Consider the following 18,660-nt stretch of genomic DNA (forward strand, 5'->3'; position numbering starts at 1 on the left):
GTGGCCGTTCGACGCATCGTCGCGCCGGCGCTCGACTTCGCCCCTGTCCGTAGCGAATTCGATCTGCCGGCCGACTTTCCCGCCGCTGCGCTCGCCGAGGCGCGCGCAACGAGCGACCGAAACAGCGCCGAACGGGCAGACCGCACAGACATCCCGTTCGTGACCATCGACCCGCCGGGATCGATGGACCTCGATCAGGCCATGCATCTCGAACGGCGCGACGACGGATTCGTCGTGCGCTACGCCATCGCGGACGTGGCATCGGTGGTGGTGCCGGGTGGCGCACTCGATGTCGAGACGCACCGGCGCGGGCAGACGCTGTATTTGCCGGACGGGTCGGTGCCGTTGCATCCGCGGGAACTGTCCGAAGGCAGCGCGAGCTTGCTGCCGGAACAAGTCCGCCCCGCCGTGCTGTGGACGATAGATCTGGATGCGGCGGGGCAGGTGACGAATTTTGCGGTAGAGCGGGCGCTGGTTCGTTCGGTGCAGCGCTTCGACTACGCCGAAGTCCAGGCTGCTGCCGAGGCGAGCACGCTGCACCCGTCGATCGCGGCGCTACCCGAGGTGGGTCGGCTGCGCCAGCGGTTGGCCATCGAGCGCGGTGCCATCGAACTGGGGTTGCCCGAACAGGACGTGGTGCCCGACGGCAGCGCGCGGTGGCGGCTCGTGCTGTCGCCGCGCACCCCGGCCGATGCGTGGAATGCGCAGATATCGCTGCTGACCGGAATGTGCGCGGCACAGTTGATGATTCGCGCCCGAATCGGGCTGCTGCGCACCTTGCCGTCACCCGATCCGCAGGCCATCGATGAGCTGCGCAAGACCGCGCAGGCGCTCGGCGTCACCTGGCCCGCGACGATGTCGGTCGGGGAGATGCTCGCCGGCCTCGACCCGACGGCCACCACCACGCTCGCGCTGATGTCGCAGGCCACCACCCTGCTGCGCGGGGCCGACTACGTTGCCTTCGACCACTCGGTGCCCGACCACGTCGAGCACGCCGGCATTGCTGCGCCGTACGCCCACGTGACCGCACCGCTGCGGCGGTTGGCGGATCGCTACGCCACCGAGGTGTGCTTGGCAGTCGACGCCGACAAGGCGGTGCCGGACTGGGTGCGCTCGGGACTTGCCGGGCTGCCCGAGACGATGCGTGGCTCCGATGCACTGGCGGCAAAGGTCGAACGCGCGTGCATCGACCGGACCGAGGCGTACGTGCTCGCCGACCGGGTAGGGGAGTCGTTCAGCGCTACCGGCGTCCGTCCGGCAAACGGTAAGCGTGACGCGGAAATATTCGTCGCCGCACCGCCCGTGTTCGCCAAGTGCAGTGGTCACCCGCCCGAGGGCACGAAGATCATCGTCAAGCTCACCCGCGCCGATACAGCTACGCGCACAGTCGAGTTCGACTACTCAGGGCACTAGTCACCCAACGCGGCACAGGCGAGCGTGAGCACCTCCAGCGCACGCGGATAGTCGGCGATAATGCGGTGCGCCTGCTGGCGTTCGGCCATGTAAGCCACTCCGTAGCTGAACAGGTCGTCACCGGCGGCTCGTGCCGCCTGCGCCTCGCGCAGAATGAGCTCCTGGGACTCGGCCGCGTCACGGTGATCGCCGAGAACCGATTGCAGCGACTTTGCGTCCCCGGCGACGCGCTCGGCAGGCTCGCCCAGCACCGGGCTGGCGGCCTCGGCCGCGTACCGCAATCGCTTCGCCGCCTTGCGCACCGCGTGTAGGGCGTCGAGGCGATTCTGCGGCGTGGACGCGAATTCCGCGCGGACGCGGTCGCGCAAGTGGCGGTAGTCCTTGCGCAGTGCCGTCGCCATCACCTCGGCCGCTGGCTGATCGGCCCTTGCCGAAACAGGCGGCCGTTCGATGAAATCGGTGAGTGCCGAGCGCAGTTCCCGGTACCTGGTGCCGTTGAGGGTATCGACGACGACGGTGTGTGCCGCTGTGTAATGCGCGCGCTGCGCCCGCGGCAAACGATCGGTGATGTCACCGAAGATGAGATCCGATCCGATCGCCGCCAGCAGCGTCTCGAGCCGCTCGGCCATCACCTCGGCGTCGCGCGCCTCGCCGAGAATTCCAGCGAGCCAGCGAAGCTCGGATCGAAGCTCCTGGACCTGGGCCTTGTCGAAGACGCTGCGGTAGGACCGCAGCACGCTGCGCAGGCGACGGGTGGCCACCCGCATCTGGTGGACGGAATCGGGTTCGTCCTGGCGGACAGCCGGTTCGGCGCCGAGCAGACGCTCGACGTCGCTTGCGACCGCGGCTGTTGCGGCTGAGCCGGCGGTGGTCACGACCGGAACCGATCCGTCGCCTCGATCAGCGCGTGCGTCGTACCCGGCTCGGCCGCGGCGTGTCCCGCGTTGTCCACGATGACCAATGTCGACGCAGGCCACGCCTGATGCAGCTCCCACGCGCTCGTTGCCGGGCAGACGATGTCGTAGCGGCCCTGCACGATGACGCCCGGAATATCCTGCATGGCACCAATATTGGTGAGCAGCTGACCTTCGTCGAGAAACCCGCCATGGGTGAAGTAGTGGTTCTCGATCCGGGCGAACGCCCGCGCGAATCGTGGCTCGGCGCTTTCGGCCACCCGATCCGGCTGGGGCAGCAAGGTACTGGTCGCGCCTTCCCAGGTGGACCAGGCGATCGCCGCCCTCGTCGCCGCCTCTTCGTCCGACGAAAACAGGAGGCGGTGGTATGCGGCCACCAGGTCGCCGTCGCGCTCCGATTCCGGCACCGGAGCGAGGAAGCGCTGCCAGTTCTCCGGGAAGATGTTGCCGGCCGCACCGTTGTAGTACCAGTCGATTTCGGAGCGACGCAGCAAAAATATGCCGCGCAGCACCAGCTCCGTCACCCGTTCTGGATGCCGCTGAGCGTAGGCGAGGGCCAGTGTCGATCCCCACGAGCCGCCGAACACCAGCCAGCGCTCGATATCGAGATGCGTGCGCAGCGCTTCGATGTCGGCAATCAGGTGGTCGGTGGTGTTGGTGTCCAGGCTGGCGCCGTCGGCGACGTGTGGTCTCGACTGACCGCATCCGCGCTGATCGAACAGGACGATTCGGTAGGCGGCCGGATCGAAGAAGCGGCGCTGATCACCGGTGGTACCGCCGCCTGGGCCACCGTGCACGAACAGCGCGGGTTTGCCGTCCGGGTTTCCGCTTGTCTCCCAGTAGATCTCCTGGCCGTCCCCGACATCGAGCCAGCCGTGCGCGTACGGGTCGATGTCGGGATAAAGCTCGCGTAGTTCGGTTATCACAGGCCGACCAACGCCGTTGCCAGGTCGGGAATCTGCAACTCTTCCATGGCTTTTGCCCGGATGTCGGGACATGTCGCGACGGTCGCCGCGTCGACAAGGGTGCGGTCGCGAAGCACGTCGAGGTTGACCGCGCCGTTGTGCGCGGCCCACGTCTGCACGACGATGTTCAGACCCGGCTTTCCGAGGGTCGGTCCCTGCACCCGCCAGTTCGACAGCTCCGCCGAGATCGAGGTGCACAGATTCTGCGCCGCGGCCTCGGTCATGTTGGGCGGCAGCGCGGCGGCCGCGGTGGTGGTCGGCAGTGCCGGCGGCGGGGTGGTGGTCACCGAACCGCTGTCGGCGGTGTTGGTGGTGTTCATGCTGCAGCCGGCGGCTACCGCGGTAACGGCAAGTGCGGCAAGCAGAACCAATGGGCGCTTCGGCATTCCTCGCCTGACCTCGTTTCTAGCCGGGATGCGGTTGGAGGGCGCCACGTAAGGCGTCGAGCAGCATCGTGACGGCCTGCGCGCGCAACTCCATCGTGGGGTCCACGGTAATCCACGGCACCAGCCCGATCAGTGGAGCCAGCCTGCGCGCCGCGTCGATTTCGACCGGATCGACCGGGGTAGTGTTGCTCCATGCGTCGAGGAATGCTCGGCGCCAACTGCCGCCGTGCATCCGCACCGACAGGAACGGGTGGGTCAGGGCGGCATCACCCCAGTCGAACAGCGCGCCGTTGGCAAAGACGTTGCGGGCGTGAAGATCGTTGTGCTCGACGGTGATCCGGCCCGTCGCGGTCAAGATCTGCGCGTAATGCTCGATCGCGGCCGCGAGGCCGGGCGCGGCTGCCTCGTAGTGCGCGTAGATGTCGAGCAAGCGATCCGGCGGGAGGAACGGGGTACCGGTAGCCCGCAGCTCGTCCAGATGCGCCGCGCTGGTTTGTTGCAGGTGCACGTACCGCCGCACGACGTCGGTCCATTGTTCATCGGTGCCGGTGAAGGTTTCGCCGCCGTCGCTGCTGAGCAGCCAGCCGCGATCGGAATCTACGGCGATTGGGGCGTGAACGGTGCCGGGTTGCAGGCGGGCGAGTGTCGCGATGAGCGGTCCCTCATGAGCGAACGCGCGGGCGTTGGCCTTGGCCCACAGGCAACCGGCCGAGGTCGGCAGCCGGATCAGCAGCGACCACGGCCGGCGCCGGGTCTCGTCGGGGTCGCCGACGATGTCTATACCGCGCGCGGCGAGCACGTCGTGTGCCCAGTCGAGCAGCGGTGCAGCCTGCACGAGGTCAGAAGCTGTGCTCGGCCGCCGGGAAGGTGCCGGCGGCCACCTCGGCGGCATAGTTGCGCGCCGCGTTGAGCAGTTCGTCGCCGACGTTGCCGAAGCGCTTGACGAACTTGGCCGTCTTGCCGTGCGTGTAACCGGCCATGTCCTGCCAGACGAGCACCTGGGCGTCGCATTCCGGGCCGGCGCCGATGCCGACAGTCGGGATGGTCAGCTTGCGGGTCACCTGACCGGCCAGTTCGGCGGGCACCATCTCCATGACCACCGAGAACGCGCCGGCCTCCTGTACGGCGATGGCATCGGCGACCAGTTGCTCGGCGCCGTCACCGCGGCCCTGGACGCGGAAACCGCCGAGGGTGTTGACGCTTTGTGGGGTGAAGCCGATGTGCGCCATCACCGGGATACCGGCGGCGGTGATCTTGGCGATGTGTTCGGCCACCCGCTCGCCGCCCTCGAGCTTGACGGCGTGCGCCTGGCCCTCCTTCATGAACCGGGTCGCGGTGGCGAGGGCCTGCTCGGGGGAGGACTCGTAGCTGCCGAACGGCAGGTCCGCGACCACCAGCGCATGCGGGGCGCCGCGGACGACGCCACGCACGAGCGGCACGAGTTCCTCGATGGTGACCGGAACGGTCGTGTCGTAGCCGTAGACGACGTTGGCGGCGGAGTCGCCCACCAGCAGGACCGGGATGCCGGCTTCTTCGAATATCGCGGCGGTGGAGTAGTCGTACGCAGTGAGGACGGTCCAGCGCTGGCCTTCAGCCTTCATCTGCTGCAGGTGTTGGACGCGGGTCTTGCGCTTGGCCGACCTAGGGGTCGCAGATGCACCGTAAGGGGAATTTTCGGACATCGTTGTCTCTTCTCTGTCTGCCTCGAGGCCCATGGCGGGTCCCCGGGTTTGTTTGACAGGGCCAAGTCTGCCACCAGCGCATTCGCCACGTGTAGGGGCTAGGCGAGTGCGGTTGATCACATCAGCGGCGTCAGTCCTTGCTCGGGACCGGGAATTGCGCGCGCATGGCGAGGTCCCAGACGCGGTCCGGGGTGAGTTGGCGTTGCAGGATCCCCAGCGTGGCACTCGGAGTGACCGTGTAGCGCGCCTTGGGTCGCTTGGCGTCGACCGCTTTGCGGATGACTTTGGCGACGGCATCGGGGCCGCCGCCGGCGACCTTGGCAACCACGCTCCGATAAATATCGGCGGTGACCTTTCCGACGCGCGCGTTGAAATCGGCGTAGGGCCCGTCATCGAGGTTGCCGACTGATCCCACGGCGGTGTCGGCGAATTCGGTGGTGATCAGGCCCGGTTCGATCAGCACGACCTGGATGCCGAAGCCCTGTACTTCGAACCGCATCGCGTCGCAGATGGCCTCGACCGCGTACTTGGTGGCGTGGTAGATGCCCCCGCCGGGAAAGGTGAGTTTGCCGCCCATCGAGCCGATGTTGATGATGCGTCCCTGTCCGGCTTTGCGCATGCCCGGCAGCACGAGTTGGCTCATCCGGATGAGCCCGAAGACGTTGGTTTCGAACTGCTTTCGGATGTTGTCGAGTGGGATCGACTCGACGGCCCCGGATTGTGAATAGCCGGCGTTGTTCACCAGGACGCCGACGGATCCGTGTTCGGCCTCGACCGCAGCGACTGCCGCGGCCATCGATTCTTCGTCGGTGACATCGAGCGCCAGTGTGCGGCAACCCTTCTCGGCTAGCGACGTCAGTGTTTCCGGGCGCCGGGCGGTCGCGTAGACGGTGTGGCCGTCGGAAGCGAGTTCCGCCGCGGTGGCCGCTCCGATGCCGCTCGAACAACCTGTGATGAGGACAACAGTCATGCGAGCAGACTCTACTCGCAAATGTTGACACCGATCACACTTTCGGGCACCGAGATCATGCCTACGGAGGCGTCTGTCGAGTAGACGTGTCCGTAGCCATGATCTCGGCGCCGCTACTTCACGCCGGGCGTCCGTCGCAAGAGACGCAGTGCCCTCGTCACGATTCGCGCGTAACGAGCCGGGTCCAGGCCGGTCGGAGCACCGACCGGAAGCAGCCGCTCCACCGCGATGGTTTGTGACTCGGTGTATTTGAGGATGCCGTGCTCGCCGTGTCGGCGTCCGATGCCGGAGGCCTTCATCCCGCCCATCGGAGCATCGACCGATCCCCACGCAGCGGCGTAGGCGTCGTTGACGTTCACCGTGCCGGCCTGCAGGCGGGCGGCGACGCGGCGCCCACGGGCGGGATCCGAGGTCCAGACGCTGAAGTTGAGGCCGTATTCGCTGTCGTTGGCCTTGGCGATCGCTTCGTCCTCGCTGTCGACGCGGTAGAGCGACACCAGCGGCCCAAAGGTCTCGTCGGCGTACACGGTCATGCCCTCGTGCACGTCGGTGAGGATGGTGGGTTCGTAGAAGTAGGGGCCGAGGTCGGGGCGGGGTTTGCCGCCGGCGAGAACGGTGGCGCCTTTGCCGACCGCGTCGTCGACATGGCGGGTCATCGTGTCGAGCTGTTTCTGGCTGATCAGTGATCCCATGTCGGCCGAATAGTCCAGCGCGGCCGAGAGTTTCATCGCCTTCGTCGCCGCGGCGAAACGCGTGGTGAACTCGTCCCACATCGTTGCCGGGATATACATCCGTTCGATCGAAATACACAGCTGCCCGGTGTTGGAGAAGCAGGCGCGCACCGCCCCGTCGACGGCTTTGCCGATGTCGGCATCATCGAGGACCAGCAGTGCGTTCTTGCCGCCGAGTTCCATCGAGCAGTCGATGAGCTGCTCGCCGGCCTGGGCGGCCACGGTGCGTCCGACAGCCGTGGACCCGGTGAACATGAGGAAATCAGACTGTTCGATGATCGCCGAACCCAGTTCGGCGCCGGATCCGGTGACGACCTGCACCAGACCGGCTGGCATGCCGGCCTCCTCGAGCAGTCGCACGGCCCACAGGGTGGCGAATGGGGTCTGCTGGTCGGGCTTGGTGAGCACGGCATTGCCGGCCACGATTGCCGGAAGCGCGTCGCTGATCCCGAGAGTGAGCGGATAGTTCCACGGCGAGATGACCCCGACCAGGCCCTTGGGATGGTGCAGTTCCGACACCTGGGTCAAGGCGAGCTGGGCCCCTTGGCGGCGTTTGGGTTTGAGGTAGTCGGCGGCGGTGTGCGCGTAGTAGCGCGAGACCAGGGCAACGTCCATGATCTCCTCGAACGCGTGCCGGCGGGCTTTGCCGTTCTCGCGCTGAATCAGGTCGAGAACCTCGTCCTGGCGCTCGAGGACCAGATCGTGGAACCGCAGCAGCATCGCGGCGCGTTCGGTGACCGGCCGGGCGGCCCACGCCGGCTGAACAGCCCGGGCTCGCGTGGCAGCCGTCGCGACATCCTCGGGTGTGCAGCGGGGCGTGTCCCCGAGACGGGTGCCGGTCATCGCGTCGAGCACCTCGATGCGCGAATCGGGGTTGGCGGCCACGACGCGAGCGGTCAACTCGTGCAGGTCGACCGTGCCGACCGTGTCGCGGGCGCGCCCATGCAGTGCGGTCATGATTGGTTTGTCCCTTCGTGCAGGGCGTCGCGCAGGGTGTCCTGGGCGAGTTTGATGGCGGTCTGCGCGGCGTGGGTGTGCGCGAGCGCGTGCAGCATGACGAAGTCGTGGATGATCCCGCCGAACCGCACCTGGGTGACCGGAACACCGGCCGCCCGGAGCTTGGCCGCATAGGCCTCGCCCTCGTCACGCAGCACGTCGGCTTCGCCGGTGATGATCAGCGCGGGCGGCAGACCGGCGAGCTGTTCGGTCGAGGCGCGCAGCGGACTGGCGTAGATTTCCTCGCGTTGGGCGTCGTTCTCGGTGTACTGGTCCCAAAACCATTGCATCCCTTCGCGAGCCAGGAAGTAGTGCTCGGCGAATTGGTGGTAGGAATCGGTGTCGAAGTTGGCGTCGGTGACGGGATAGAACAGCACCTGTTGTCTGATGTGGACGTCGCCGCGCTCCTTCGCCATCAGGGTCAGTACGGCGGTCATGTTTCCGCCCACCGAGTCTCCGGCCGCCGCGAACCGCGACGCGTCCAGCCCCTTCTCGGCGCCGTGGGCGAACACCCACTGCGCGGCGGCGTAGTTCTGTTCGATCGCGGTCGGGTACTTCGCTTCCGGTGCGCGGTCGTATTCCGGGAACACGACGGCGGCGTTCGCGCCGACGGCGAGTTCGCGCACGAGTCGGTCATGGGTGTGGGCGTTGCCGAACACCCAGCCGGCTCCGTGGATGAAGAACACGACCGGCAGCGTCCCGGTTGCGCCGGCGGGTTTGACGATGCGGACCTTCACAGTGCCGGTGGGGCCGCCTTCGACGGTGATCCATTCCTCGTCGATGTCGGGTTTGTCGATCTCGCTGGATTGGACCTCATCGACGGTCTTGCGGCCCTCCTCGGGCGGCAACTGGAACAGGAACGGCGGGGTGTCGGTGTCCTTGGCGAACTGTGCCGCCGCGGGCTCGAGCACCGGTTGGACGTCGGTCATCGCGAATCTCCTTCTGTGTTGCTAGCTGCGGACCGTGTTCCTAGCTGCGGACCGAGGTCGGGACCGGCATGTGCAGGGCGAGTTGGGCTTCGGTGTTGACGTCGAGCTGAATCGTCTTGATCGGTTTGAGCGAGCGCAGGTCGTCGGAGACGCGGCCCTGCCCTAGCTGCAGGTCGAGATTGCGCGGTAACAACGCAGTTCCAGTCGACAGCGCATTGATCTGACTGGTCGTCGAGTGCCAGGCACCGTCGATCGTCGTGTACGAGGTCATCGTCGACACCCGCTGGCCGCTCGGGTGCTTCTTTTGACCGGGGGTGGGCACCGACAACGAGATGTCGGTTCCGCCGGCATCGTTGGCCACCCGCGCAGTGGTGCGGTTGGCATCGATCTCGACGTCGATGTCGGTGACCCACTTCGGGAAACCGTAGCCGTCGTGGCCACGCACCTGGGCGATTTCGGTGTTGACCGGTAGGGACAACACGTAGGAGTGGATGTGCTCGTTCTTCAGCCCGGCGAGCACGTCGACGAATCCCAATCCGCCATGCCGTGCCGGTTCGACGGCGATCCCGATGCCCACTTCGGTGTAGAAGTCGATGTCACACACGTCGTAGCGGAAGAACATCGCCGAAATCACGCCGACGCCCGGCGCGACCTGCAGGGGCGCCAATTCTTTGGGCAGGCGCGCACGGATCGCGCTGGTACGGGCGAGCATGACCAGCCGGGCGGTCGAGATGCGGTAATAGAAATTCGGCGTAAGCGTGGGCCCGATCCGGGAGTCGACCTTGGTCTTGGGCAGCCGCCGGAAGAAGTCCACGCCCGGGACCCGCGGATCGCGGGCGACGACGTCGAGCGGGGTCTGCATCTGATACTGGTCGTAGAGGCCACCTTTCGGCACGGCGACCTTGCGCGCACCCAACTCGTACTCGACCGTCTCCTGCTGAATCGTTGTCATCGGCGATGCTCCTCGCTCAATCCGCACACTTCCTATGTGTACGCTGCTTACATAGAGCGTAGCCATAGATGTAAGCACAGTCAACACCGAGATTGCGTGCATGTCACTGTCTGGCGTAAAGTAAGCAGCGCAAACACTTGTTAGGTTGAGGTCCATGTCGTCGAAAACCACGTATCACCACGGCGATCTCCCGACCGCACTGGTGCGCGCCGCCGTCGAACTCCTCGAGGAGGGTGGGGCCGGAGCGCTGTCGCTTCGGGCCGCGGCGCGGCGTGCGGGCGTATCGACCGCCGCGCCGTACCGGCACTTCCCCGACCGCAGCGCGCTGTTGTCGGCGGTCGCCGCGGTGGGGTACCGGGAGCTTGCTGCCGCGCTGATGGCGGCGAGTCCGGATCCGGCGACCCCCGACGATCTGGCCGATATCGCGATCGCCTACGTCCGCTTTGCACTGGACAAACCGGGACTGTTTCGGGCGATGTTCACCGAGCAATGCGACAAAGACAACCCCGATCGAGTGGCGGCGGTTGCCGCCATCCACGACTACCTGCAAGGAATCGTGAAGAAGGCGGTGCCGACGTCGGATCCCGACTCGATGGCCACGGCGCTGTGGAGCATGGTGCACGGACTGGCCTTCCTGCACCTCGACGGCAAGTTGGACACGTCGTCGGACCAGGAGGTCGCCGACCGGATCCGGGCGGTCACCGCGGCGGCGCTGGCTCGATAGCGAACCAACCTGGTGTTGACAGCGCTTACATTCGCCTCTACGCTTGGGCATCTACTTCACGAGTGAGGACGCCTCCGATGGCCAAGCGCATCCTGCATGTAGTAACCAACGTTTCCCATTACGACGACCCCGCCGAGCCCACCGGACTGTGGCTGTCGGAACTGACCCACGCCTATCACGTCTTCGAGAAGCAGGGTTATGAGCAGCGCATCGTGAGCCCGAAGGGTGGCCTGTGTCCGCTCGAGCCACGGTCGCTGAAGTTCCCCAACTACGACAAGACGGCCAAGGCGTGGCGCGCCGACGATGCGCGCATGGCGCTGCTGGAGAACACGGCCGCGCCCGAAGACATCGATGCCGCGGACTTCGACGCCATCTACTTCACCGGCGGCCACGCCGTGATGTGGGATTTCCCGGATAGTGAAGGGCTGCAGTCGATCACGCGGGAAATCTTCGAGCGCGGGGGCATCGTCTCCTCGGTGTGCCACGGCTACTGCGGCCTGCTCAACACCAAGCTCTCCGACGGCTCGCTGCTCGTCGCCGGTCGCAAGGTCACCGGGTTCGCCTGGAAAGAGGAAGAACTCGCCAAGGTCGACAAGCTGGTGCCCTATAACGCCGAGGAAGAGATGAAAAAGCGCGGGGCACACTACGAAAAAGGACTGCTGCCCTTCACGCCGCACGTGGTCGTCGACGGCCGCCTCGTGACGGGGCAGAACCCGCAGTCGGCCAAAGCGACCGCGAAAAAGGTTGTCTCGCTGCTCTAGTTCCGCACCAGCCGCCACGACGGCAGCTGGTCGTAGCCGCGAACGTCTTGTGGCGGCTGGGCCTCGAAGTGAAAACGCGGGTCGGCTGTGACTGCCGTAGCGGTGGCTTCGTCGACCCGCACTTCGCCCGGTCTGCCGACCGACGTGAGTCGACTGGCGATGTTCACGGTCGGACCGAAGACATCGCCGAGTCGTCGCAGGATCGGGCCGGTGGCCACCCCGGCGCGGATCGGTGGTTGTGTCGCCGGCCAGGATTCGAGTAGCTCAGCCGCAATCTCGACACCGGCGACCGGCTCAGCGACGGTGTAAAGCACGGCGTCGCCGATGAGTTTCACCACGCGCCCGCCGTGGGCGCCCACGGCATCGGTCGCGACGGATTCGAAAAGCTCGAGCAGGTCCGCCAGCTCGGCCTGCCCGGTGCGCCGCGAGAGCGCGGTGAATCCGGAGATGTCGGCGAAACCGACGGTCGCGCCCTGATCGGCGTCCAGATGCTTGCCTAGCTGCATGGCTTTTCGGGCGACGAACGCTGCGAGTTGGCGCCGCCACACGTAGGTGTGCAGCTCCTCGATGAACGGTAGGAGTTCGCTACCGAGCGTTTCGACCGCCGCGGTGAAACCGCCGGGCTGCCGCAATGCGAGGGCATACATCGCCTCGCCCTCGCTCTCGGCGAGCTGGGCGAAGATCTGCCCCGCCAGCCGCGACAACGACACCGTCTCCTCGAAGGTGGCGATGCCCGACTCGATCGCCTGCTGAATGCGTTGGGCGGCAACGAGATCGTAGTCCGTCAAGGAGATCTCGTTGTCGTAGCCTTCCTCGTCGACACTGGCGAAACCCATCGATTGCCACAGCCGCCGGCCGGCTTCCCGGTGGAGGTTCGCCCGCTGCGCCAGGTCGAGCGGGGTCAGCGTGCGAGGACCGCCAAGCAGGAGAGCCTCGACCGATTCGGCAAACGCCTGTGGATCGACCCGCTCGTTTTTCGAATCGCTCACGTTCAGCATTCTCTTGGGATGTCATGGCAGCATCGTGGAATGACGCGGCGCAAACGGCTGATTGTCGGGTTCGGTATCGGTGCGACATGCGTGTTGGCCGCGTGCTCGACGACCACGGCGGGCCAGGGGGTGCCCAACGCGTCAGCGCCCCCGGCGTCGCCATCCGCGCCGTCGCCGACGTCTGCGGCGCCACCGAGCGGTGACACCGACGGCCTGGCCAGGTTCTACAACCAGAAAATGACCTGGGGCAGTTGCGACAGCTACGCGGCCATCGACGGCCACCTCGACCCGGACCTGCAATGCGGAAAAATTATGGTCCCAGTCGATTACGCCAAGCCGAACGGTGACACGGCCGAGATCGCGGTCTCGCGGCTGCCGGCGAGCGGCAACAAGATCGGCTCGCTGCTGATGAACCCTGGCGGCCCGGGCGGCTCGGGCCTGTCGATGGCATCCGTCGGAAAGAACACCGAACTCGCCGAGCGATTCGACATCGTCGGTTTCGATCCGCGGGGAGTCGGCGCCTCCACCCCGCAGATACGTTGTGTCACACCGAAAGAAGCCGATCAGCGGCGCAAGGACAACGACGTGGACATGTCCCCGGCCGGCATCGCCCAGACCGAGTCCGAGGACAAGGACTACGTCGCCAAGTGTGCGCAGCGCACCGGCGATGAATTTCTCGAGCATGTCGGCACGCGTGAGGTGGTGCGCGACATGGACGTCATGCGGGCGGTCCTCGGTGACGACAAGCTCAACTATGTCGGGTACTCCTACGGCACCCGCCTCGGCGGTGAGTATGCGGAGACTTTTCCGACGAAGGTGCGGGCCATGGTGCTCGACGGCGCCGTGGACCCGGATCAGGACCCGCTCACCGATATTCGCTTGCAGGCGCAGGGTTTCCAAAAGGTGTTCGAGGCCTACGTGAGCGATTGCGTCAAGCATCGTAACTGCCCGCTGGGCACCGATCCGTCCGACGCGGTCAAGCAATTTCGGGATCTGGTCAACCCGCTCATCGACCACCCCGCGCAGACCACCGATCCGCGTGGACTGAGTTATCAGGACGCGATGACGGGAGTGCAGCAGGCGCTGTACTCGCCGGATCTGTGGTCGATGCTCACCGACGGGCTCAACGAACTCAAACAGGGCCGCGGGGACACGCTGCTGCAGCTTGCCGACGCCTACGACGGGCGCAACGACGACGGCACCTACTCGAACCTGAACGACGCGTTCAACGCCATTCGGTGCGTGGACGATCCGCGGATCATGGACCGGTCGGTGATGGGGAAGCTGGACGTGGAGGTTCGCAAGATCGCCCCGTTCGAGGACGACGGCCGCGGCACCGGGCAGGCGCCGCTGGACATGTGCGCGTTCTGGCCGGTGCCTAATACCAGCACGCCGCACAAGTATTCGGCGCCGGGCCTACCGACCACGGTGGTGATCTCGACGACCAACGACCCGGCCACGCCGTATCAGGCCGGCGTTGATCTGGCGCAGCAGTTGCACGCCAGCCTGATCACCTACCACGGCGATCAGCACACCGTCGCGCTGACATCGGGCGTCAAATGTGTCGATGACGCGGTGATCAACTATCTGATCAACCTGACACCGCCGCCGGCCGGGCTGACGTGCTGAGCGGCGCCCGCGGGCAAGACACGCCGCTGCGACCGATTTCACGATGTAACACAGATTTAACGCCAGCTGCCTAGTCTCGCAGTCATGGATCGCCAGAAAGAGTTCGTGCTTCGCACCCTCGAAGAGCGCGACATCCGCTTCGTGCGGTTGTGGTTCACGGACGTCCTCGGTTACCTCAAATCTGTGGCGATCGCTCCGGCCGAACTCGAGGGGGCCTTCGAGGAAGGTATCGGCTTCGACGGTTCGGCTATCGAGGGCTTCTCGCGTGTCTCGGAGGCGGACATGGTGGCCCGTCCCGATCCATCGACCTTCCAGGTGCTGCCGTGGGCGACCAGCAAGGGCCACCAGCACTCCGCCCGGATGTTCTGCGACATTTCCATGCCCGACGGGTCGCCATCCTGGGCCGACCCGCGGCACGTGCTGCGTCGTCAACTGAACAAAGCCGGCGACCTCGGCTTCAGTTGCTACGTGCATCCGGAGATCGAGTTCTTCCTGCTCGAGAGCGGCCCACTGGACGGCACTCCGCCGGTGCCGGCCGACAACGGGGGATTCTTCGACCAGGCGGTGCACGATTCGGCGCCGAACTTCCGCCGGCACGCCATCGACGCGCTGGAGTCGATGGGCATCTCGGTGGAGTTCAGCCATCACGAGGGTGCGCCGGGGCAGCAGGAGATCGACCTGCGCTACGCCGACGCGCTTTCCATGGCCGACAACGTCATGACGTTCCGGTACGTGGTCAAGGAAGTCGCCATCGCCGAGGGCGTGCGCGCTACGTTCATGCCCAAGCCGTTCAGCCAGTATCCGGGCTCGGCCATGCACACGCACATGAGCCTGTTCGAGGGCGAAACCAACGCCTTCCACGACCCGGACGACCCCATCCAGCTGTCCGAGACCGCCAAAGCGTTCATCGCCGGCATTCTCGAGCACGCGGCCGAAATCAGCGCCATCACGAATCAGTGGGTGAACTCGTACAAGCGGTTGATCCACGGCGGCGAGGCGCCGACGGCGGCGTCGTGGGGCCGGTCGAACCGGTCGGCCCTGGTGCGGGTGCCGATGTACACCCCGAACAAGTCCTCGTCACGGCGCATCGAGGTGCGCAGCCCCGACTCGGCCTGCAACCCGTACCTGACATTCGCCGTGCTCTTGGCCGCTGGGTTGCGGGGCATCGAGAAGGGCTACACCCTGGCCCCCGAGGCCGAGGACGACGTCTGGGCGCTGACCGCCGCCGAACGTCGGGCAATGGGTTATCGGGAACTGCCGGGCAGCCTGCACGAGGCGTTGCAGGCGATGGAGCGCTCGGAGTTGGTGGCCGAGACGCTGGGCGAGCACGTGTTCGATTTCTTCCTGCGCAACAAGCGGCGGGAATGGGAGGAATACCGAAGCAACGTAACGCCGTTCGAGCTTCGGGAGTACTTGGGCCTGTAGGTTGGCGTCATGATCCGCCCGCCGACTGCCCGATCGCTGGTGCCGAGTGCGGGACGCCTGGGCTTGCTCGAACCGACCGCCAGCGCGGACCTGCACGAGTTGGAGTGGGACAACCCCGAAAGCGTCGAACTGCTGTGGTCGCTCTCGCGCGCGCCTGACGCCGACTTGGCGCTGCGCACCCTCATCACGCTGCGCACCGAACTCGGGCCATCGGGATGGGCGGAACTCGAAGACGTGCTGCGCACAGACAAGGCCGTGCGCGGGCGGCTGTTTTCGGTGCTCGGATCCTCGATCGCGCTGGGTGATCACCTGCGCACGGACCCGCAATCGTGGCGGGTCTTGCAACGGCCGTCGCTGCCGACGCGGCAGGAATTGATCGACACGCTGCTGGCCGCGGTCGACGCCGAACCCGAGTCCGGACCCAACGCCAGCGCGGGGCTGTACCGGGCGAAAATGGTCGGTCCCGCAGCGATTCTGGCGCTGCGCAAGGCCTACCGCGACGAGTTGCTGCTGCTCGCCGCCGTCGACCTGGCCGCGACTGTCGAGAATCAGCCGGTGCTGCCGTACCTGCGCGTCGGCGCGCAGCTGGCCGATATGGCCGATGCCGCACTGACCGCGGCACTCGCCGTCGCGGTGGCGACGGTCTGCGGCGAGGCGCCGTGTCCGGTCCGGCTGGCCGTGATCGCGATGGGCAAATGCGGTGCGCGCGAACTCAATTACGTCAGCGACGTCGATGTTGTCTTCGTTGCCGAGCCCGCCGACGTGGTAGCCAGCCGGTTGGCCTCCGAGCTGATGCGCGTCGGCAGCGCAGCCTTCTTCGAGGTGGATGCGGCGCTGCGGCCGGAAGGCAAACGCGGCGAGCTGGTTCGGTCGCTCGAGTCGCATCTGACCTACTACCGGCGGTGGGCCAAGACGTGGGAGTTCCAGGCGCTGCTCAAGGCGCGGCCGATGACGGGCGACGTCGAGCTGGGCAAGCAGTACTACGAGTCGCTGGTGCCTATGGTGTGGACCGCGTCCGAACGCGAAGACTTCGTGTCCGAGGTGCAGCAGATGCGCCGCCGGGTCGAGGAATTGGTTCCCGCCGAACTGCAGGACCGGGAGCTGAAGCTGGGCCGCGGCAGCCTGCGCGACGTCGAGTTCGCGGTGCAACTCCTGCAGCTCGTCCACGGCCGGGCCGACGACTCCCTGCACGTGACCAACACCGTGGAAGCGTTGGCGGCGCTGGCTGAGGGTGGCTACGTCGGGCGCGACGACGCGGCCAACCTCACCGCCTCCTACGAGTTCCTGCGACTGCTCGAACACCGCCTGCAGCTACAGAAACTCAAGCGCACCCACACGCTGCCGCCGCCGTCGGACGAGGAGGCGCTGCGCTGGCTCGCGCGCGCGGCCCACATGCGGCCCGACGGCCGCAACGACGCGCTAGGTGTGCTCAACGCGGAGATCAAACGCAACGCCCACCGCGTGCGGCGGCTGCACGCAAAGCTTTTCTACCGGCCGCTGCTCGAGTCGGTGGCCCGGTTCGACAAGGACGCGCTGCGGTTGAGCACCGACGCCGCCGTCCGTCAACTCGCCGCGCTCGGCTACCTGGCTCCCGAAAACGCGTTGGGGCACCTGCGCGCGTTGACCCAAGGTGCCTCCCGCAAGGGCCGGATTCAGGCGTTGTTGCTGCCGACGCTGTTGGAGTGGCTCGGCGAGACACCGGATCCGGATGCCGGTCTGCTGGCCTACCGGCGGGTGTCGGAAGCTCTCAACGACCAAACCTGGTTCCTGCGTGAGCTGCGCGACGAGGGGGCGATCGCGCAGCGCCTCATGATGGTGCTCGGCGCCTCGGCCTATCTGCCGGATTTGCTGATGAAGGCGCCGGAAGTGATCCGGCTGTACGCCGATGGCCCGAATGGTCCACTGCTGCTCTCGGTCGATCCGGACGAGGTGGCCCGCGGAATCGTGTCCTCCTCAGCCCGCTACGACGACCCGAAACGCGCGGTCGCCGCGGCCCGATCCCTGCGCCGCCACGAGCTCGCCCGGGTCGCATCGGCCGACATCTTGAGCTTGCTCGACGTGCAACAGGTGTGCCACGCGCTGTCGTCGGTGTGGGCGGCCGTGCTCAACTCGGCGTTGCAGGCGGTGATTCGGGCGACCGAAGCCGAAACGGGCGAGCCAGCGCCGGCGGCGTTCGCGGTGATCGGCATGGGCCGACTCGGCGGTCACGAACTCGGCTACGGATCGGACGCCGACGTGCTGTTCGTGTGCGATCCCAAGCCCGGCACGGATGAAACCAAGGCCGTGAAGTGGGCCGTCGGCGTGGCCGAGCGGGTGCAGAAACTGCTCGGCGCGCCCAGCACCGACCCGCCCTTGCAGGTCGATGCGGGGTTGCGCCCGGAAGGCCGTAACGGTCCGCTCGTGCGCACGCTGGCGTCGTACGAGGCCTACTACGCGCAGTGGGCGCACGCCTGGGAGGTGCAGGCCCTGCTGCGCGCCCACACCATCGCGGGCGATGAGGATCTCGGCTTGCGGTTCCTGCACGTCATCGACAAGGTTCGCTACCCCGAGGGCGGGGTGTCGCAGGACGCCGTCCGCGAGATCCGCCGCATCAAGGCCCGGATCGATTCCGAGCGGTTGCCCCGCGGCGCCGATCCGGCCACGCACACCAAGCTCGGCCGAGGCGGCCTGGCGGACATTGAATGGACAGTCCAACTGCTGCAACTTCAGCACGCGCATGCCGTCCCGACGCTGCACAACACGTCCACGCTGGAGACGCTCGACGCGATCGGGGCGGCCGAGTTGCTGTCCGAAGAAGATGTCGCATTGCTGCGCGACGCGTGGATCACCGCAACGCGAGCCCGCAACGCGCTGGTCCTGGTCCGCGGTAAGGCCACCGACCAGTTGCCCGGTCCCGGCCGCGTGCTGTCGGCTGTCGCCTGGGTCGCCGGGTGGCGCAGTCCGGGCACCGGCCTGCATACCGCCGCTGCCGCGACCCGCCGGGGCGACGCCGGGGAGTTCCTTGATAACTATTTGCGCGTGACACGGCGCGCCAAAGCCGTGGTAGAGCGGGTGTTCGGGGCATGATGTGCGTCGAGACGGACCTAGCCGACGACACATCCCGAGCAGTGATCTCAGTTATCCCGTAGCTAACTAAATTGATCGCGTCACGAGAATTTAGAGCATAGTTTTCGCATGTATAGTGCTCCTGGGCT

16 protein-coding genes are annotated in these 18,660 nt (G+C 66.5%); 6 read left to right on the forward strand and 10 right to left on the reverse strand.

What is annotated here, in order from left to right:
• Nucleotides 1-1,413 (forward strand): RNB domain-containing ribonuclease, encoded by a 1,413-nt coding sequence (locus tag FOS14_RS04905; protein WP_143769155.1) that lies wholly within the window; start codon nt 1-3, stop codon nt 1,411-1,413.
• Here FOS14_RS04905 and FOS14_RS04910 read toward each other — a convergent pair.
• The 9 genes from FOS14_RS04910 to FOS14_RS04950 form a co-directional block, all read right to left on the reverse strand.
• Nucleotides 1,410-2,288 carry a CHAD domain-containing protein gene (locus FOS14_RS04910; RefSeq protein ID WP_143769156.1) on the reverse strand — a complete coding sequence of 293 codons (879 nt, stop codon included), beginning with the start codon at nt 2,286-2,288 and terminating at the stop codon, nt 1,410-1,412. The genes FOS14_RS04905 and FOS14_RS04910 overlap by 4 nt on opposite strands.
• Complete coding sequence (gene pip, locus FOS14_RS04915) at nt 2,285-3,250, reverse strand: prolyl aminopeptidase (RefSeq protein ID WP_185981633.1); 966 nt, start codon at nt 3,248-3,250, stop codon at nt 2,285-2,287. The genes FOS14_RS04910 and pip overlap by 4 nt, the downstream gene beginning before the upstream one ends.
• Nucleotides 3,250-3,678, reverse strand: coding sequence for a hypothetical protein (locus tag FOS14_RS04920; RefSeq protein ID WP_143769158.1), 429 nt, complete (start codon nt 3,676-3,678; stop codon nt 3,250-3,252). Before FOS14_RS04920 ends, pip begins: the two co-directional genes overlap by 1 nt.
• Nucleotides 3,679-3,697: 19 nt before the next feature.
• Nucleotides 3,698-4,513, reverse strand: a complete 816-nt coding sequence (locus tag FOS14_RS04925) for a phosphotransferase (protein ID WP_143769159.1) — start codon at nt 4,511-4,513, stop codon at nt 3,698-3,700.
• Between the two features lie 4 nt (nt 4,514-4,517).
• Complete coding sequence (panB, locus tag FOS14_RS04930; protein WP_143769160.1) at nt 4,518-5,360, reverse strand: 3-methyl-2-oxobutanoate hydroxymethyltransferase; 843 nt, start codon at nt 5,358-5,360, stop codon at nt 4,518-4,520.
• 130 nt (nt 5,361-5,490) lie between these two features.
• Nucleotides 5,491-6,330, reverse strand: a complete 840-nt coding sequence (locus tag FOS14_RS04935) for an oxidoreductase (RefSeq protein WP_143769161.1) — start codon at nt 6,328-6,330, stop codon at nt 5,491-5,493.
• 113 nt (nt 6,331-6,443) lie between these two features.
• Nucleotides 6,444-8,018 (reverse strand): succinic semialdehyde dehydrogenase, encoded by a 1,575-nt coding sequence (locus FOS14_RS04940; RefSeq protein ID WP_143769162.1) that lies wholly within the window; start codon nt 8,016-8,018, stop codon nt 6,444-6,446.
• The gene (locus FOS14_RS04945) at nt 8,015-8,986 is read right to left on the reverse strand and encodes an alpha/beta hydrolase (RefSeq protein ID WP_143769163.1); all 972 of its coding nucleotides are present in this window, start codon (nt 8,984-8,986) and stop codon (nt 8,015-8,017) included. The genes FOS14_RS04940 and FOS14_RS04945 overlap by 4 nt, the downstream gene beginning before the upstream one ends.
• A gap of 40 nt (nt 8,987-9,026) precedes the next feature.
• Complete coding sequence (locus FOS14_RS04950) at nt 9,027-9,938, reverse strand: acetoacetate decarboxylase family protein (RefSeq protein ID WP_143769164.1); 912 nt, start codon at nt 9,936-9,938, stop codon at nt 9,027-9,029.
• A gap of 154 nt (nt 9,939-10,092) precedes the next feature.
• On the opposite strand from FOS14_RS04950, the gene FOS14_RS04955 reads away from it, so the two are divergent.
• Nucleotides 10,093-10,662 (forward strand): TetR/AcrR family transcriptional regulator, encoded by a 570-nt coding sequence (locus tag FOS14_RS04955; RefSeq protein ID WP_143769165.1) that lies wholly within the window; start codon nt 10,093-10,095, stop codon nt 10,660-10,662.
• Between the two features lie 77 nt (nt 10,663-10,739).
• Nucleotides 10,740-11,423, forward strand: a complete 684-nt coding sequence (locus tag FOS14_RS04960; RefSeq protein WP_143769166.1) for a type 1 glutamine amidotransferase domain-containing protein — start codon at nt 10,740-10,742, stop codon at nt 11,421-11,423.
• On the opposite strand, the gene FOS14_RS04965 is transcribed toward FOS14_RS04960, so the two are convergent.
• Entirely contained in the window at nt 11,420-12,421 is a 1,002-nt protein-coding gene (locus FOS14_RS04965) for an adenylate/guanylate cyclase domain-containing protein (RefSeq protein WP_143769167.1), read from the reverse strand. The two genes, FOS14_RS04960 and FOS14_RS04965, sit on opposite strands and share 4 nt — an antisense overlap.
• A gap of 30 nt (nt 12,422-12,451) precedes the next feature.
• On the opposite strand from FOS14_RS04965, the gene FOS14_RS04970 reads away from it, so the two are divergent.
• The 3 genes from FOS14_RS04970 to FOS14_RS04980 all read left to right on the forward strand — a co-directional run bounded on the left by FOS14_RS04970 (nt 12,452) and on the right by FOS14_RS04980 (nt 18,532).
• Entirely contained in the window at nt 12,452-14,041 is a 1,590-nt protein-coding gene (locus FOS14_RS04970) for an alpha/beta hydrolase (RefSeq protein ID WP_143769168.1), read from the forward strand.
• An 84-nt stretch (nt 14,042-14,125) separates the two neighbouring features.
• Complete coding sequence (locus FOS14_RS04975; protein ID WP_143769169.1) at nt 14,126-15,466, forward strand: glutamine synthetase family protein; 1,341 nt, start codon at nt 14,126-14,128, stop codon at nt 15,464-15,466.
• A gap of 9 nt (nt 15,467-15,475) precedes the next feature.
• Nucleotides 15,476-18,532 carry a bifunctional [glutamine synthetase] adenylyltransferase/[glutamine synthetase]-adenylyl-L-tyrosine phosphorylase gene (locus FOS14_RS04980; protein ID WP_143769170.1) on the forward strand — a complete coding sequence of 1,019 codons (3,057 nt, stop codon included), beginning with the start codon at nt 15,476-15,478 and terminating at the stop codon, nt 18,530-18,532.
• Nucleotides 18,533-18,660: the final 128 nt, after the last annotated feature.

The sequence above is a fragment of the Skermania sp. ID1734 genome (genome assembly GCF_007489285.1).
In the GTDB taxonomy this organism is placed as follows: domain Bacteria; phylum Actinomycetota; class Actinomycetes; order Mycobacteriales; family Mycobacteriaceae; genus ID1734.

Bases quoted from the DNA above. Each gene is read 5' to 3' on its own strand.
- FOS14_RS04920 (WP_143769158.1), bottom strand. From the start codon at position 3,678: ATGCCGAAGCGCCCATTGGTTCTGCTTGCCGCACTTGCCGTTACCGCG.
- panB (WP_143769160.1), bottom strand. From the start codon at position 5,360: ATGTCCGAAAATTCCCCTTACGGTGCATCTGCGACCCCTAGGTCGGCC.
- FOS14_RS04970 (WP_143769168.1), top strand. From the start codon at position 12,452: ATGACGCGGCGCAAACGGCTGATTGTCGGGTTCGGTATCGGTGCGACA.
- FOS14_RS04945 (WP_143769163.1), bottom strand. From the start codon at position 8,986: ATGACCGACGTCCAACCGGTGCTCGAGCCCGCGGCGGCACAGTTCGCC.
- FOS14_RS04950 (WP_143769164.1), bottom strand. From the start codon at position 9,938: ATGACAACGATTCAGCAGGAGACGGTCGAGTACGAGTTGGGTGCGCGC.
- FOS14_RS04960 (WP_143769166.1), top strand. From the start codon at position 10,740: ATGGCCAAGCGCATCCTGCATGTAGTAACCAACGTTTCCCATTACGAC.
- FOS14_RS04935 (WP_143769161.1), bottom strand. From the start codon at position 6,330: ATGACTGTTGTCCTCATCACAGGTTGTTCGAGCGGCATCGGAGCGGCC.
- FOS14_RS04980 (WP_143769170.1), top strand. From the start codon at position 15,476: ATGATCCGCCCGCCGACTGCCCGATCGCTGGTGCCGAGTGCGGGACGC.
- FOS14_RS04965 (WP_143769167.1), bottom strand. From the start codon at position 12,421: ATGCTGAACGTGAGCGATTCGAAAAACGAGCGGGTCGATCCACAGGCG.
- FOS14_RS04955 (WP_143769165.1), top strand. From the start codon at position 10,093: ATGTCGTCGAAAACCACGTATCACCACGGCGATCTCCCGACCGCACTG.
- FOS14_RS04940 (WP_143769162.1), bottom strand. From the start codon at position 8,018: ATGACCGCACTGCATGGGCGCGCCCGCGACACGGTCGGCACGGTCGAC.
- FOS14_RS04975 (WP_143769169.1), top strand. From the start codon at position 14,126: ATGGATCGCCAGAAAGAGTTCGTGCTTCGCACCCTCGAAGAGCGCGAC.